Annotated in this window: 11 protein-coding genes; 6 read left to right on the top strand and 5 right to left on the bottom strand. The window is 69.3% G+C overall.

Translation table 11 applies throughout. The features are described from left to right. The first annotated feature begins 54 nt into the window (after positions 1-54). Together FV560_RS14420 and FV560_RS14415 are read left to right on the top strand one after the other, a co-directional pair. Positions 55-765 carry a TetR/AcrR family transcriptional regulator gene (locus FV560_RS14420; protein ID WP_159622245.1) on the top strand — a complete coding sequence of 237 codons (711 nt, stop codon included), beginning with the start codon at positions 55-57 and terminating at the stop codon, positions 763-765. Positions 766-816: 51 nt separating this feature from the next. After that, positions 817-3,168 (top strand): MMPL family transporter, encoded by a 2,352-nt coding sequence (locus FV560_RS14415; protein ID WP_159622244.1) that lies wholly within the window; start codon positions 817-819, stop codon positions 3,166-3,168. Between the two features lie 54 nt (positions 3,169-3,222). On the opposite strand, the gene cofE is transcribed toward FV560_RS14415, so the two are convergent. From cofE to FV560_RS14400, 3 genes are all read right to left on the bottom strand, one after another. Beyond that, a complete protein-coding gene (cofE, locus tag FV560_RS14410) occupies positions 3,223-3,957 on the bottom strand; it encodes a coenzyme F420-0:L-glutamate ligase (RefSeq protein WP_159622243.1) in 735 nt (244 codons plus the stop codon). Beyond that, positions 3,957-4,952, bottom strand: coding sequence for a TIGR03557 family F420-dependent LLM class oxidoreductase (locus tag FV560_RS14405; RefSeq protein WP_159622242.1), 996 nt, complete (start codon positions 4,950-4,952; stop codon positions 3,957-3,959). The genes cofE and FV560_RS14405 overlap by 1 nt, the downstream gene beginning before the upstream one ends. Before the next feature lie 74 nt (positions 4,953-5,026). Beyond that, the gene (locus FV560_RS14400) at positions 5,027-6,427 is read right to left on the bottom strand and encodes a family 4 glycosyl hydrolase (protein ID WP_159622241.1); all 1,401 of its coding nucleotides are present in this window, start codon (positions 6,425-6,427) and stop codon (positions 5,027-5,029) included. Between the two features lie 76 nt (positions 6,428-6,503). Here FV560_RS14400 and FV560_RS14395 point away from each other — a divergent pair, with 76 nt between their 5' ends. Genes FV560_RS14395 through FV560_RS14385 form a run of 3 tightly spaced genes read left to right on the top strand, consistent with a single transcriptional unit; the run spans position 6,504 to position 11,297 of the window. After that, on the top strand, positions 6,504-7,628 hold the full coding sequence (locus FV560_RS14395) for a PfkB family carbohydrate kinase (protein WP_159622240.1): 1,125 nt from the start codon (positions 6,504-6,506) through the stop codon (positions 7,626-7,628). Between the two features lie 52 nt (positions 7,629-7,680). Then, positions 7,681-10,344 carry a valine--tRNA ligase gene (gene valS, locus FV560_RS14390; protein ID WP_159622239.1) on the top strand — a complete coding sequence of 888 codons (2,664 nt, stop codon included), beginning with the start codon at positions 7,681-7,683 and terminating at the stop codon, positions 10,342-10,344. A gap of 17 nt (positions 10,345-10,361) precedes the next feature. Beyond that, positions 10,362-11,297 carry an NADP-dependent oxidoreductase gene (locus FV560_RS14385; protein WP_159622238.1) on the top strand — a complete coding sequence of 312 codons (936 nt, stop codon included), beginning with the start codon at positions 10,362-10,364 and terminating at the stop codon, positions 11,295-11,297. A gap of 17 nt (positions 11,298-11,314) precedes the next feature. Here the strand turns inward: FV560_RS14385 and FV560_RS14380 are convergent, their stop codons facing one another. Together FV560_RS14380 and fgd are read right to left on the bottom strand one after the other, a co-directional pair. Beyond that, complete coding sequence (locus FV560_RS14380) at positions 11,315-12,067, bottom strand: sirohydrochlorin chelatase (protein WP_338049710.1); 753 nt, start codon at positions 12,065-12,067, stop codon at positions 11,315-11,317. Positions 12,068-12,154: 87 nt separating this feature from the next. Further along, complete coding sequence (fgd, locus tag FV560_RS14375) at positions 12,155-13,177, bottom strand: glucose-6-phosphate dehydrogenase (coenzyme-F420) (protein WP_159622237.1); 1,023 nt, start codon at positions 13,175-13,177, stop codon at positions 12,155-12,157. A 139-nt stretch (positions 13,178-13,316) separates the two neighbouring features. Here fgd and FV560_RS14370 point away from each other — a divergent pair, with 139 nt between their 5' ends. Next, entirely contained in the window at positions 13,317-13,841 is a 525-nt protein-coding gene (locus FV560_RS14370; RefSeq protein WP_159622236.1) for a hypothetical protein, read from the top strand. Positions 13,842-13,966 lie beyond the last annotated feature (125 nt).

Genomic DNA, 13,966 nt, shown 5'->3' with positions numbered 1-13,966 from the left:
AGGTGCACACAGTGCATGATTGCACTCTGTGCACTTTCATGTGACAGTCGAGGAGTGACGACGGCCCCCACCTCTGCGCACTCCTCCCCTGGTCTGCGCGAGCGCAAGCGGGCACAGACCCGCGCCCAGCTTGCACGCGACGCCTTCACCTTCGCCCGCGAGCGCGGTGTCGACGGTTTCACCATCGACGAGGTGGCTGAGGCGACGGGTGTGGCACGGCGGACGTTCTTCAACCACTTCTCCTCGAAGGAAGAAGCCATCAGCCACGTGGTGGCGATGGCCGTCCACGAGTCACTCGCCGAGCTCGTGCATCCGGGCGCGACCCCGGGTGTCGACGACTGCGCCGTGATCGAGGCGTTCGGCCGTTCCGACCTGCTCGAGACCATCGGCCGTGTCACCCGCGCCCTGCTCAGCCCCGATGTGGTGACCACCTTCCGGCAGTTCGCCGACCTCGCCGGGTCTCATCCTTCCGTGCTCCCGCACGTCCGCCAGGTCGAGGCGCAGGTACGGGAGCGGGCGGCCGAGCTGCTTGCCAATCCGTCCTTCGGGGCCCTCGATCCGTTCGTCGCACGGCTGGTGCCGGGAGTCGTGATCTCCGCGCTGTCCACCGTCGTCCTGCGCGAGAGCCACGTCACCGAGATCGACGGCCCCGCCCCGCATGCGGTCAGCACCGACGAGTTCGTCGCCCAGTTGCTCCACTTCATCACCACCGGGATCGGCCCCGGCGAGCCACGGCACACGGGCCCCGCCGCACCTTCGCGCTGACATCCCTGGCACCACCCACGGCCCACCCGGCACACCGAAAGGGAACCTGCGTTGTCCACTCTCCTCTACCGCCTCGGCGCCTTCGCCTACCGCGCACGCTGGCGCGTCATCGCCATCTGGGTCGTGCTCCTCGCGATCGTCGGTGGCGCCCTGGCGCTCAACCCGCCCCAAATGTCCACCGAGTTCCGCATCGACGGGACCCCGGCCCAGGAAGTCCTCGACCAGCTGGACGAGGAGATGCCCAGCGCCGCCGGCGCCCAGGCGACGATCGTCTTCACCGCACCCGAGGGCGAACGCGTCGACGATCCCGGAGCCGCCGCGGCGATCGCCGACGCCGTCACCGAGATCAACGACAGCGACATCGTGGTCCAACCGGACACCGAGTCCCAGCAGGCCGACCCGAGCGCCATGACCGACGAAGAGGCCGCCGCAGCGCAGGCCGCCGCGGAAGCCTTCGCACCTGCCGGCGACCTCGAGCTGCTGCCGCTGATGGACGGCGAGGCACCGGTGACCGGGGTGATCACCTCCGCGGACGGCTCGATCGCCATGCTGACGGTGCAGCTGACCGACCAGGTACTCGACCTGCCCGAGGGTGCTGCCGACGAGATCGTCGCGGCCGCCGAGACCGCCGAGAGCGCCGGGCTGACCGTGCTGCCCTCGGAAAGCCTGACCCAGACGTTCGAGTCACCGATCGGGTCCAACGAGATCGTCGGGCTCGTGGTCGCGGCGATCGTGCTGCTCCTGACCCTCGGTTCCCTCGTCGTCGCCGGGCTGCCGCTCATCACCGCGATCATCGGCGTCGGGGTGGGTGTCGGGAGCGCCTACGCTCTCTCAAGCCTCATCCCGATGACCTCGATCACGCCGGTGCTGGCACTCATGATCGGACTGGCCGTCGGCATCGACTACGCACTCTTCCTCGTCAACCGCGCCCGGCGCTTCGTTCTCGATCAGGGCCTGAGTGCCCGGGAGGCCACAGCCCGCGCAGTCGGGACGGCCGGCAGCGCGGTGTTCTTCGCCGGCCTCACGGTGATCATCGCCCTGAGCGGCCTATCCGTGGTGGGTGTGGAGTTCCTGACCATCATGGCGCTCATCGCCGCCGGGACCGTGGCCATCGCCGTGGCCGTCGCCCTGACGCTGCTACCGGCCATCCTCGGATTGGTCGGAGAACGCCTAGTCACCGCCAAGCAGCGTCGTCGGGCAGCCGAGGCGAACGCCGACGAGATCGACCGGCCCGGTCCGGCCACTCGCTGGGCCACCGGACTGGTGCGCCACAAGGCGCTGGTGACGGTCGCCGTCGTGCTCGGCCTGGGCGTGATCGCGGTGCCGTTCGCCAGTATGCAGCTCAATCTCCCCTCGGCCGGTACTGCGAACCAGGACACGGTGGAGCGGCAGAGCTACGACGCCCTCACCGAAGGTTTCGGGGAGGGGTTCAATGCCCCGCTGCTCGTCGTTGCCGAGTCCGGAGAGGCCTACACCCCGGACGATGTCGCGACGCTCAAGGCGGAGCTGCTCGATCTGGCCGGTGCGAGCGCCGTCATGCCCTCCGGGCAGTCCGAGGACGGCACGCTCCTGACGCTGACGGTCGTGCCCGACGCAGGTCCGAACGATGAGACCACCGCGGACCTGGTGAACAAGATCCGCGACCTCGATCTGGACGGCGTGAGCAACCTGGGCAGCTCCGAGTTGGGCGTGACCGGGGTGACCGCCATCAACATCGATATGTCCCAGGTGCTCTCCGACGCGCTGATTCCCTATCTGGCGGTGATCGTGGTGCTCTCGCTGATCATCCTGCTGCTGGTGTTCCGGTCGCTCTTCGTGCCGGTGACGGCGACGCTCGGCTTCGTGCTCAGCATCCTCGCCACCCTCGGGGCCACCACCGCGGTGTTCCAGTGGGGCTGGGCGAAGGAGCTGTTCGGCTTCGACACCCCCGGCCCGCTACTGAGCTTCCTGCCGATCATCATCACCGGGATCCTGTACGGGCTGGCGATGGACTACCAGGTATTCCTCGTCTCCTCCATGCGCGAGTCACACGTGCACGGCCACCCGGGTGTGAAGGGCGTGGTGCACGGCTACCAGCTCGCCGCTCGGGTCGTGCTCGCCGCTGCGGTGATCATGGTCTCGGTGTTCGCTGGCTTCATCTTCGCTCACGACGCGATGATCAAGCAGATCGGCTTCGCCCTCGCCATCGGCATCCTCTTCGACGCCTTCGTGGTAAGGATGACGCTGATCCCCGCGGTGATGGCCATCGCCGGGGAGAAGGCGTGGTGGCTGCCGCGCTGGCTCGAGAAGATCCTGCCGAACCTGGACGTCGAGGGTGACAAGCTGGTCCAGTCCCTCGCCGAGGCCGACGGCACCGGAGAGTCGGCCGCGCCACGCAAGGGACGGCACTCCATCGACGCCTAGCCGAAATCGCTCGTCGATCTGGTCGTTGACGAACCGCCAGATCGACGAGCGATTTCAGGTGCCGGTACGGAACATGTCCTCCTCGGGCGGCCGGATCGCCACGTTGGCGCCGTCACCGTCCTCGGCGGTGACCAGGTGCCCCAGGCCCCGCACCACCGCGACCGGTCGCCCGCCGGTCTTGCCCCGCACCAGGTCGGCGGCGGCCGCGATCTCGTCGGCCACCGCGATCACGGTGGCCCGCAGTTCGCGCCCTTGAGCATCCTGGCGCCCCCGCAGATCCTGCAGGACGTCGATACCCGCCGCCCCGATGCTGATGTCGGCGATGCCGCGCCGCCAGGGCCGGCCCACCGAGTCGGTCACCAGCACCCCCGGTCGCAGCCCGAGACGTGCGTTCAGGCCACGACGCAGCACCCGTGCGGATTCGTCGGGATCCTCGGGCAGCAGCAGCACCGTCCCGGGAAGCACGTTGGAGGTGTCCACCCCGGCGGCCGCCATCACCAGCCCCTGCCGGTTCTCGACGATCTTGAGCGTGGACCCGTCCGGGTAGTCGCGGGTGGCCACCACCCGCACCGTCTCGTCCTCGATCGCGGCCTCCCGGTCTGCGGCCTTGCGCAGCCGTCCCTCCGCCTTGGCGATCACCTTCGAGGCGACCACCACGATGTCACCCTCGGCCAGCCCCGTGGACCCGTCCGGCCACGTGAGCCCGCCCAGCACCGGGGTCAGCGCAGCGGCAAGATCGGTCGAGGACGTCACCTCGGGAAGGCCGTCGGGGGCTTGGGCGAGCAACATCAATGAACCACCTTGGGGAGTACGTCGGAGCCGAACACACGCAGGAACTCGTCCTGGTTGCGACCCACATTGTGCAGGTAGATCCGGCTGGCACCGAGATCGACGTAACGTTGGATCTCGCGCAGGTGATCGGCCGGGTCCGCCGAGACGACCATGGCACCGGAGAAGTCTTCGGGCCGGATCAGCTTGGCGATCTGAGCCACCTCGAACGGTGAACGCAGGTCCGCCTTCGAGAACTTCATCGCCCCGTTGGGCCACTCGGTGACCGCGTTGCGCATCGCCTCACCCTGGGTGCGTGCCCAGCTCAGGTGCAGCCGTATCACCTTCGGCATCATGGCCGGGTCCTTCCCCGCATCCCTGGCACCGACTGCGAACCGGTCGAACAGCCTGGCCACCTTCTCGCTCGGTCCACCCATGGTGATCAGCCCGTTGGCGAGGCGTCCGGCACGTCGTGCCGTCACGGGCCCCGCGGTCGCCACCAGAATCTCCGGCGGCGTCTCGGGCATGGTCCACAGCCGCGTGGACTCCATCCGGAAGAACTCCCCCGAGTGCTTGTAGTCCTTCCCCGCCAGGGAGTTGCTGAACACCTTGGTGATGATGTCGATCGCCTCGAACATCCGGTTGATCCGCTCCGGTGCCTCCGGCCAGTACCGTCCCACCGCGTGCTCGTTGATCGCCTCACCTGAGCCGACACCGAGCCAGTGCCGTCCCGGATACATGGCAGCCAGGGTGGCGCTTGCCTGCGCAAGCACTGCCGGGTGCCAGCGGAACGTCGGCACGGCCACGCCCGGTCCGATATCCCCCTGCGTTCGCTCCGCGACGGCGGTGAGCACGTTCCAGACGAAACTCGCCTGACCTTGGGCAGGCACCCAGGGCTGCATCACATCGGTGGCCATGACGCCGGTGAGACCGTGGCGTTCCGCCGTCTGCGCGAGGCCGACGGCGTCTCTCGGGTGCAGCTGCTCCAGTGCCGCCGCGTAGCCGATGGTCGCCATGCCAGTCAGCCTAGACGTCCTCGACTCACCCCACGATTGTATCCAGTATCCGGGATTGTCGGGAGATCAGGTCCTCACGGTTCGACGAGAACCGCTGCGATGGTCGGGTGGGCGTCGATGTAGGCATCCACGAGATCACGCGCCACGGCGGCTGAGTCGACCAGCGGGTGCACGGCGAAGGCGTGCCAGGCCCGCTGCCGGGAACCGGACCGCGCAGCGCAAATGATGCCGCGATCGGCTGACTTGACCGCCGTGACCAGTGCCAGCTCGTCGAGTGCGAGCGGCGTGGGAGGTACGTCCGCACGGATCGTCCCCTCACTCACCACGCATGGCACCTCGATCACCGCCTCATCAGCGAGCGTGGGCACGATCCCGTCATTGGCGACGTCCAGGATCATCCGGTGCCGCTCCCCCGCCAGCAGCGCGGCCATCAAATCCACCGCCACCTCGTGGTACCCGCCCTGAAGGTCGTCGTCGTCCCTCGACGCGTCGGCATCGCGTGCCTCGGCCATGTAGCTGGCCTCGCGTTCAGCCAGGGTGTCCACCCACAGCGCTCGCGGATCCTCGGCGCGGGCCGCCTCGAGATAGAACGCGGCCTGCTGGGCGTCGAGAAACTCACCACGGGTCTGGCCGGCGCCACGGATCGCGGCGGTCGCCTCCCGCGCGTAGTCGTAGTAGTAGAGGTACTCGTTGGGAATCGCACCGCGGGCACGCACCCAGTCCAGACCGAGGGTGCGCGCCTCCTCGATCTGGCCCAGCAGGCCATCGTCGGCAAGGAGCTCCGGCAGCCGGTCCACGCCGTCGACGTGCAGCCCGTGCAGGAACCCCAGGTGGTTCAGCCCCAGGTAGTCCACCTGCACGGACTCGGCGGCCGGGTCCACACCGAGCACACGGGCCACGCGCCGCACCAGGCCGATCGGGGTGTCGCAGATGCCGACCACCCGCTCGCCCAGGTGGGTGCGCATGGCTTCAGTGATCAGCCCGGCCGGGTTGGTGAAGTTGATCGTCCACGCCTGCGGTGCCAGCTCCGCGATCCGGGCCGCGATGTGGTCCATCATGGGCAGCGTCCGCAGGGCGTAGGCCAGGCCACCGGGCCCGATCGTCTCCTGGCCGAGCAGCCCGCGCTGGAGCGCCACCTGCTCATCCAGGACCCGGCCGCGGGTGCCACCCACCCGGATCGCGGCGAACACCACATCCGCTCCGGTGACTGCCTCGTCCAGGTCCGTGGTGGCATGCACGCGCACGCCCGGGCCGGGAGCCTGCCCAAGTCCCCGTGCACCATCAGAGCGAGCCCCGCCGTCGGGAGCCAGCCGCTCCGCCTGCGCGGTGAGCACGCGGTGCATCACGCTCAACCGGGCGGCATCGGCGTCATGCAGCACCACCTCGGTGATCGGCACACGGTGGCGTGCAGCCAGCACCGCCGAGAAGACCAACGGCACGCGGAACCCGCCACCACCGAGAATCACCAGCTTCATGAGCCTCAACGTATCCCACGGATCATGGCATCCAGACGGCACACTCGTGGCAGTCCCATGGCAGACTCACACCATCATGTCCACCAGCTCCGAGGACGCCCCGACCTTCGACGTGCTGCTCGCCGGCACCGTCTTCTTCGACATCGTCTTCACCGGCTTCCCGCATCCCCCGGCGCCGGGAACCGAGGTGTGGACCACCGGCATGGGCTCCTCCCCCGGCGGAATCGCCAATCTCGCGGTGGCCACCTCGCGGCTGGGACTGTGCACCGGCCTGGCGGCAGGGTTCGGTGACGACCTGTACGGGGACTGGATGTGGCAGGTGCTGCGGGACCAGGAGCACGTGGACCTGAGCCGATCGCGCCGCTTCCACGCCTGGCACACGCCGGTGACCGTCTCCCTGGCCATGGACGACGACAGGTCGATGGTCACCCACGGTCACCCGCCGCCGGAGTCGGTAGCAGCCCTGCTCGATCCGCCGCCTCCCACCCGGGCGGTGCTCGCCGACCTGGGTGACCCTGAGGTCAGGTCAGCCGACTGGTGGCGCACCGCCGCCACGCAGGGCGCGCTGGTGTTCGCTGACGCCGGCTGGGATCCCGAACAGGTGTGGGACCGGCGGATCCTGACTGACCTCGCCGACTGCTACGCGTTCACGCCCAACGCACAGGAAGCAATGGGCTACACGCGCACCGACTCCCCCCAGGCTGCGCTGCGCGCACTCGCCGATCATGTGCCGCTGGCCGTGGTGACCCGTGGCCACGAGGGCGTGATCGCGATCGACTCCGCCACCGGCGAGGAGGCCGAGGTGCCTGCCCTGGATGTGGCCGCGATCGACCCGACCGGCGCCGGCGATGTCTTCGCCGCCGCCCTGGTACTCGGCACCGTGCGCGGGTGGCCGCTGACCAAGCGGCTCCGGTTCGCCACGTTGTGCTCCTCCCTGGCGGTCCAGCAGTTCGGAGGGTCGCTGGCCGCTCCCGGGTGGGGTGACATCGCCGACTGGTGGCGGGACGTGCGCACCCGGGCCGACGCCGGCGAGAGCAGCGCCCGCGAGACCGCCGGAGCATATTCCTTCCTCACCGAGTGCCTCGCGGGAATGACCACCCGGCGGGTGCGGCGCGCGGAAGCCACCATCGCCCGCTTCTCCGACGCGGATCTCGCCTCACCGGATGCGGAGCCTCCGACGGCGCCCTCCTCAGGGCAATGAGGCGGCGCCGCGATTACCACGGCGCCGGGAGGATCTGGGATGATCAGGCACCATGAGCGAGAACATCCCGAACCCTGCCACCGCCGTGACCGAGCCACTCCGCCCGGTCGCGCAGGTACCGGAGAAGCCTTCGCTCGACGGCCTTGAGGACCGCTGGTCGCAGGCGTGGGGCGAGAACGGTACCTACGCCTTCGACCGCACGCGCCCGCGCGAGCAGGTCTTCTCGATCGACACCCCGCCCCCGACGGCGTCCGGCTCGCTGCACATCGGGCACGTGTTCTCCTACACCCACACCGACTGCATGGCCCGCTACCAGCGGATGCGCGGCCGCGAGGTGTTCTACCCGATGGGCTGGGACGACAACGGCCTGCCCACCGAGCGGCGGGTGCAGAACTACTACGGGGTGCAGGTGGACACCTCCCTGCCCTACGACCCGGACTTCACCCCGCCGTACGCGGGCGATGTGCCGAAGAAGCACCGTCCCACCCCCATCTCGCGGCAGAACTTCGTCGAGCTGTGCCTGACGCTGGCGGCCGAGGACGAGAAGAGCTTCGAGCGGGTCTTCCGCTACCTGGGGCTGAGCGTGGACTGGGCGCAGACGTACCAGACCATCTCACCCGTGGCGCAGCAGACGTCGCAGCGCGCCTTCCTGCGTCAGCTCGCGCGGGGTGAGGCGTACCAGATCGAGGCGCCGACCCTGTGGGATGTCACCTTCCAGACGGCGGTGGCGCAGGCCGAGCTGGAGGACCGAGAGCGCGAGGGCGCGTACCACCGGATCTCCTTCCACAGCGCTGACGGTCCCGTGTTCATCGAGACCACCCGTCCGGAGCTCCTCGCCGCGTGTGTGGCGCTGGTGGCCCACCCCGACGACGAGCGCTACCAGCCATTGTTCGGCTCCACGGTCACCTCCCCGGTGTTCGGGGTGGAGGTGCCGGTGCTCGCCCACCAGCTGGCTGACCCGGAGAAGGGCGCCGGGATCGCGATGATCTGCACCTTCGGTGACACGACCGACGTCACGTGGTGGCGGGAGCTGAACCTGCCCACGCGTACCATCATCGGCCGCGACGGCCGGATCCTGGCCGAGCCGCCCGCCGCGATCGCCTCCGCCGAGGGGCTGGCTGCCTACGAGCGCCTGGTGGGGCTGACGGTGTTCTCCGCGCAGAAGACGATGGTGGAGCTGCTCACCGAGTCCGGGGATCTGCACGGCGAGCCGCGCAAGATCTCCCACCCGGTGAAGTTCTTCGAGAAGGGCGACAAGCCGCTGGAGATCGTCTCTTCCCGGCAGTGGTACGTGCGCAACGGGGGCCGCGATGCCGATCTGCGCGAGTCGCTGGTCAAGCGCGGCAAGGAGATCACCTGGTATCCGGGGCACATGGAGTCCCGCTATGAGAACTGGGTGGACGGTCTCACCGGCGACTGGCTGCTATCCCGGCAGCGGTTCTTCGGCGTGCCGTTCCCGGTCTGGTACCGCTTGAACGATGCGGGCGAGGTGCTGTATGACGATCCGCTGGTGCCCACGGAGGACCAGCTGCCGATCGACCCGGCCACCGATGTGCCCGAGGGCTACACGCCCGAGCAGCGCGGGAAGCCGGGCGGCTTCGCGGGCGATCCGGACGTGCTCGACACCTGGGCCACCTCGTCACTGACACCGCAGCTGGCGGGGCGCTGGGAGCGCGACCCGGAGTTCTTCGAGACTGTCTTCCCCTACGACGTACGCCCGCAGGGGCACGACATCATCCGGACGTGGCTGTTCTCCACCGTGGTGCGCGCCAATGCCGAGCACGACTGCTTGCCCTGGCACCGGGCCGCCATCTCGGGCTGGATCCTGGACCCGGACCGCAAGAAGATGTCGAAGTCGAAGGGGAACGTGGTCACCCCGCTGGGGCTGCTGGAGCAGCACGGCTCCGACGCCGTCCGCTACTGGTCGGCCTCGGCCCGTCTGGGCGCGGATACGGCCTTCGACGAGGGCCAGATGAAGATCGGGCGCCGGTTGGCGATCAAGCTGCTGAACGCCAGCAAGTTCGCACTGTCCTTCGCCGGTGATTCGCAGGTGACACTGGACCCCGTGGCGGTGACCGAGCCGATCGACCGCGCCGTGCTGGCCGAGTTGGCGGGCGTGGTGGACAAGGCGAGCACAGCATTCGAGGCGTTCGATCACGCGCGGGCGCTGGAGCTGTCAGAGTCGTTCTTCTGGACCTTCACCGACGACTACCTGGAGCTGGTCAAGGATCGCGCCTACGGCGGTGAGGCCGCTGCGGTGAGCCCGGAGGCGATCGCGAGCGCCAGGGCGGCGCTGTGGTTGTCCCTCGACACGCTGCTGCGGCTGTTCGCCCCGTTCCTGCCGTTCGCCACCGAGGAGGTCTGGTCCTGGTGGCGGGAGGGGTCGGTGCACCGCGCCGCCTGGCCGACGTCCGACACGCTCCGGCTGGCTGCCGCAGACGGGGATCCGGCGCTGCTGCCCGCCGCCGGTGGCGCCCTGGCCGCGATGCGGAAGGTGAAGTCGGAAGCCAAGGTCTCCCAGCGCACCGCGTTCGTGTCGGCCGAGCTGGCCGTTCGTTCTGGCCAGCAGGCGCTGGTCGCGGCGGTGGCCGGTGACCTGAAGTCAGCCGGACGCGTGGCCGGAGAGTTGACAGTCACCACGTCGACCGACGCTGACGCCGGTGCGATCGGCGTGACCGGTGAACTGCTGCCTCCCGAACCGAAGCAGCCCAAGTAGCGAGATCGGAGCTTCTCGTGCGCGCACTTCAGTACGACACTTTCGGTGGACCTGACGTCTTGACCCTGGGTGAGGCGGAGGAGCCGCACGCCGGCCCCGGTGAGGTGCGTATCGCCGTCGAGGCGGCGGCAGTGAACCCGATCGACGCCACCCTGCGCTCGGGAGCGATGGCCAAGCCCGGGCGGGTGCTGCGTGCCCCGCGCATCCCGGGCTTCGACGCCGCCGGAGTGGTGGACGAGATCGGTGAGGGCGTGCAGGGGTACGAGATCGGCCAGCGCGTGTTCGGCGCCGGGACCTCGGTCACGGCCGAACACGCTACCCTGACGGCGTTCTGGCGCACTCCGGAGGGAGTCTCCAGTGAGCAGGGGGCCGCTGTGGTGACCGTGGCCGAGACAGCGGCGCGCATTCTGCAGGCACTGGACGCGCAGGAGGGCCAGGTGCTGGTGGTCGACGGCGCCTCCGGCGGTGTCGGGACGACGCTGGTACAGCTGGCCGCTGCCCGTGGCCTGCACGTGGTGGGCACCGCCTCGGAGAGCAAGCACGAGCTGGTGCGTCGCCTGGGTGGGCTGCCGACAACCTACGGTCCGGGGCTGGCCGGCCGGGTGCGGAGTGTGTTGGCCGAGGCTGGGCTCGAGTCTGCTGGGCTCGAGGCGGAGGCTCTGCTCGGCGCCGACCTGGCGGGGAAGGGTGCGGCCGGGGAACTGATTGAACTGACCGGCGATGCGCGCCGGGTAGTGACCATCGCCGACTTCTCGGGCGAGACGGACGCGATCGTCTCCGACGGATCCGAGGGCCGCGCCTGGTACGCGCTCGGCGAGGTCGCGCAGCTGATCACCGAGGGCCGGTTCGAGGTGATCATCGACAGGGTGCTGCCATGGAATCAGGCGGCCGCCGCGCACGAGGCGGTCGAGTCCGGATCCACCACCGGCAAGGTCGTGCTACGGATCGAGTGAGCGTCCGAGCCGGGCAGTCAGCGGCCCCGGTACCGGTCCAGCACGATCTCGACCAGCTCGGCGGCAGGGGGTTCGTCGTCGGTGAGCAGCGGCGGGGTGACCACGTCGGCTCCCGAGGCGGCCGCGAGATCGGCGAAGAATCCCGGCGCGAGGAGGTAGGTGGCCACCACCACCCGGGCACTGGGTGAGGTGAGGCGGCTACGGGCCTGGGTTACGACGTCGGGAAGGCGCGGCTGTGCCGCGGAGAGAAACGCCGTGGTGACCCGGCGGCCCAGCGTGGCGGCCAGTTCCTCCCCCACATGCCGGCAGTCCGCCACAGCGCTGGTGTTGGACGATCCGGCAGCAGCGAGCACCACGGCATCCTCCTCGCGCAGCCCCGCCTCGTGCAGGCGGCGCGCGAGGAGGCGCACCAGCCGGGAATCGGGGCCCAGCGCACCGGTGACGCGAGCGTGGTCACGGCCCTCCACAGCCTCGGCAAGGTCGACGTGCACGTGGTAGCCGGCCGAGAGCAACAGCGGCACCACCTGCACCTGAGACTCGCCGAGCGCGTCGAGCGTGGAGGGAACGTCAGGGTCCTGCACGTCCACGAATGCAGCGGAGACGGCAAGCTCCGGCGCACGGGTGGCGACGACCTCCACCAACGCTTCGATCGCCCGCTGCCCGGCCGGAGAGGACGTCCCGTGGGAGCACGCGAGCAGCACCGGTGGGGTCGCTGGCGGCTGGTCGGTGATCATCGGGTCCTCAGGTGGAGCCACATCGGTGGTCGTCACGATCGTGACGATAGGACCCTCAGGTTTCCACATCCGGGCGGGGCAGTGACGGCTGTGTTACATCCGTCTCGCCGTGTGGCGGCGTGCTCACTCAGCGGCGCGCAACCGCGGCGCCAGGTCGCGCTCGAACAGTTCGAGGAAGCGCCGCTGGTCGTGGCCCGGGGCGTGGAAGACGAGGTGGTTGAACCCGATGCGACGGTAGGCGAGCACCTGCTCCACGGCGTCGTCGGGGTCGGAGGCGACGATCCACCGCTTCGCGATCTGCTCGATCGGCAGGGCATCGGCGGCACGTTCCATCTCGATCGGGTCATTGATGGAGTGCTTCTGCTCGGCAGTGAGCGAGAGCGGGGACCAGAATCGGGTGTTCTCCAGCGCGAGCTCGGGGTCGGTGTCATAGGAGATCTTGATCTCGATCATCCTGTCGATCTGCTCGGCGTCGCGCTCGGCCTTCGCGGCCCCTTCGGCCACCGCGGGCAGCAGCTTCTCGGTGTAGAGGTCCATGCCCTTGCCGGAGGTGCAGATGAACCCGTCCCCGGCTCGCCCGGCGTAGCGGGCGACCATCGGGCCACCGGCCGCGATGTAGACCGGGATACCACCATCGGGGGTGTCGTAGATGCTGGCGCCGTGGGTCGAGTAGTACTCACCGTCGAAATCCACCCGCTCCCCCGACCAGAGCGCCCGCATCAGCCGGACCGCTTCGCGCAAGCGGGCGAAGCGCTCCTTGAACTCCGGCCACTGCTGCTCCCCCGCTCCCTGGAATCCGGTGGCGATCTCGTTCAGGGCCTCCCCGGAGCCGACGCCGAGCATGATCCGGCCCGGGTAGAGCATGCCCATCGTGGCGAACGCCTGAGCGAGTACGGCGGGGTTGTAGCGGAAGGTGGGCGTCATGACGGAGGTGCCGATCCGGATTCGCTCGGTGCGCTCCCCGACTGCCGCCATCCATGCGAGCGAGAACGGGGCGTGGCCTCCCTCGTGCCGCCACGGCTGGAAGTGGTCACTGATCGCGACAGAATCCATGCCATGCGCCTCGGCAGCAACGCCCAGTTCGACGAGCTGACGGGGGCCGAACTGTTCGGCGGAGGCCTTGTAGCCGAGGGTGAGGGGCAGCATCGCGTGCGTCCTTTCGATGGGGTATGTCGAATCTAACCCCGACGGCGGCCCTCACCTTCCCGAGTATGGCCAGCGTTCGGAGTAGAGTCACCTGGCAAGCGGGAGATGGGGGGCGCCGGTGCCGAGGAGTTCCTTGCGGATGCAGCCGCGGAGTGTGATTGTCGCCGTCGTCGTGCTGCTCGGACTGGTGGGCGGGCTTGCCTACGTTGCGCTCGGGACCACCACCTTCAGCCGAGGCCGGCAACCGACGGCAGAGGAGTCCCGCGCCCTGCTTCTCGCAGCCCATGAGGCAGCCGCTGCACAGGATTGGGATCGTCTCTGCGGTGCGGGGATCGCCGCGAGTGAAGGCCTGTGCCGCCAGTACGTGGAGGACGGGATCGCCCCGCTTGCCTCGCCTCCGGATGCACAGCGCCCGCCAGTGATCGTGTGCCAGCGTGAGGCACCAGCGAGTAGCTCGAGCCCGCGGGGGTTCGCCCTCCGGGTGGAAGGCATCGACGGCGAGGGACAGCACTACGAATCAGATGTGCTCATCATCGCAACCGCCGCCGGCGCGCGGATGCAGATGCCGGTGTTCTGGGACGGTGTCCGCATCGCGGCGACGAGCGAGTCGGACACCCACTGGGATCCGTGCCTGGGTGATCGCGTCACGCAACCGGCCGGCTGAGTCAGTTCGGGCATCGTGATCTCCCGGCACAGCGGGACACCGCTCGCACTGACATACCGTGGGTCACCAGAACGGGGTGAACGCCGTACCTCTCGTGAAGCCGGACGAGCACCTCCTCGGTCCAG

The organism is Ruania rhizosphaerae (genome assembly GCF_009805705.1).
In the GTDB taxonomy this organism is placed as follows: domain Bacteria; phylum Actinomycetota; class Actinomycetes; order Actinomycetales; family Beutenbergiaceae; genus Ruania; species Ruania rhizosphaerae.
This window is presented reverse-complemented; position numbering and strand designations above follow the sequence as displayed.

What these genes read in the sequence shown, in the direction of transcription:
- cofE (WP_159622243.1), bottom strand. Translation starts at nt 3,957, where the DNA reads ATGTTGCTCGCCCAAGCCCCCGACGGCCTTCCCGAGGTGACGTCCTCG.
- FV560_RS14405 (WP_159622242.1), bottom strand. Translation starts at nt 4,952, where the DNA reads ATGGCGACCATCGGCTACGCGGCGGCACTGGAGCAGCTGCACCCGAGA.
- FV560_RS14400 (WP_159622241.1), bottom strand. Translation starts at nt 6,427, where the DNA reads ATGAAGCTGGTGATTCTCGGTGGTGGCGGGTTCCGCGTGCCGTTGGTC.
- FV560_RS14395 (WP_159622240.1), top strand. Translation starts at nt 6,504, where the DNA reads ATGTCCACCAGCTCCGAGGACGCCCCGACCTTCGACGTGCTGCTCGCC.
- valS (WP_159622239.1), top strand. Translation starts at nt 7,681, where the DNA reads ATGAGCGAGAACATCCCGAACCCTGCCACCGCCGTGACCGAGCCACTC.
- fgd (WP_159622237.1), bottom strand. Translation starts at nt 13,177, where the DNA reads ATGCTGCCCCTCACCCTCGGCTACAAGGCCTCCGCCGAACAGTTCGGC.
- FV560_RS14370 (WP_159622236.1), top strand. Translation starts at nt 13,317, where the DNA reads ATGCAGCCGCGGAGTGTGATTGTCGCCGTCGTCGTGCTGCTCGGACTG.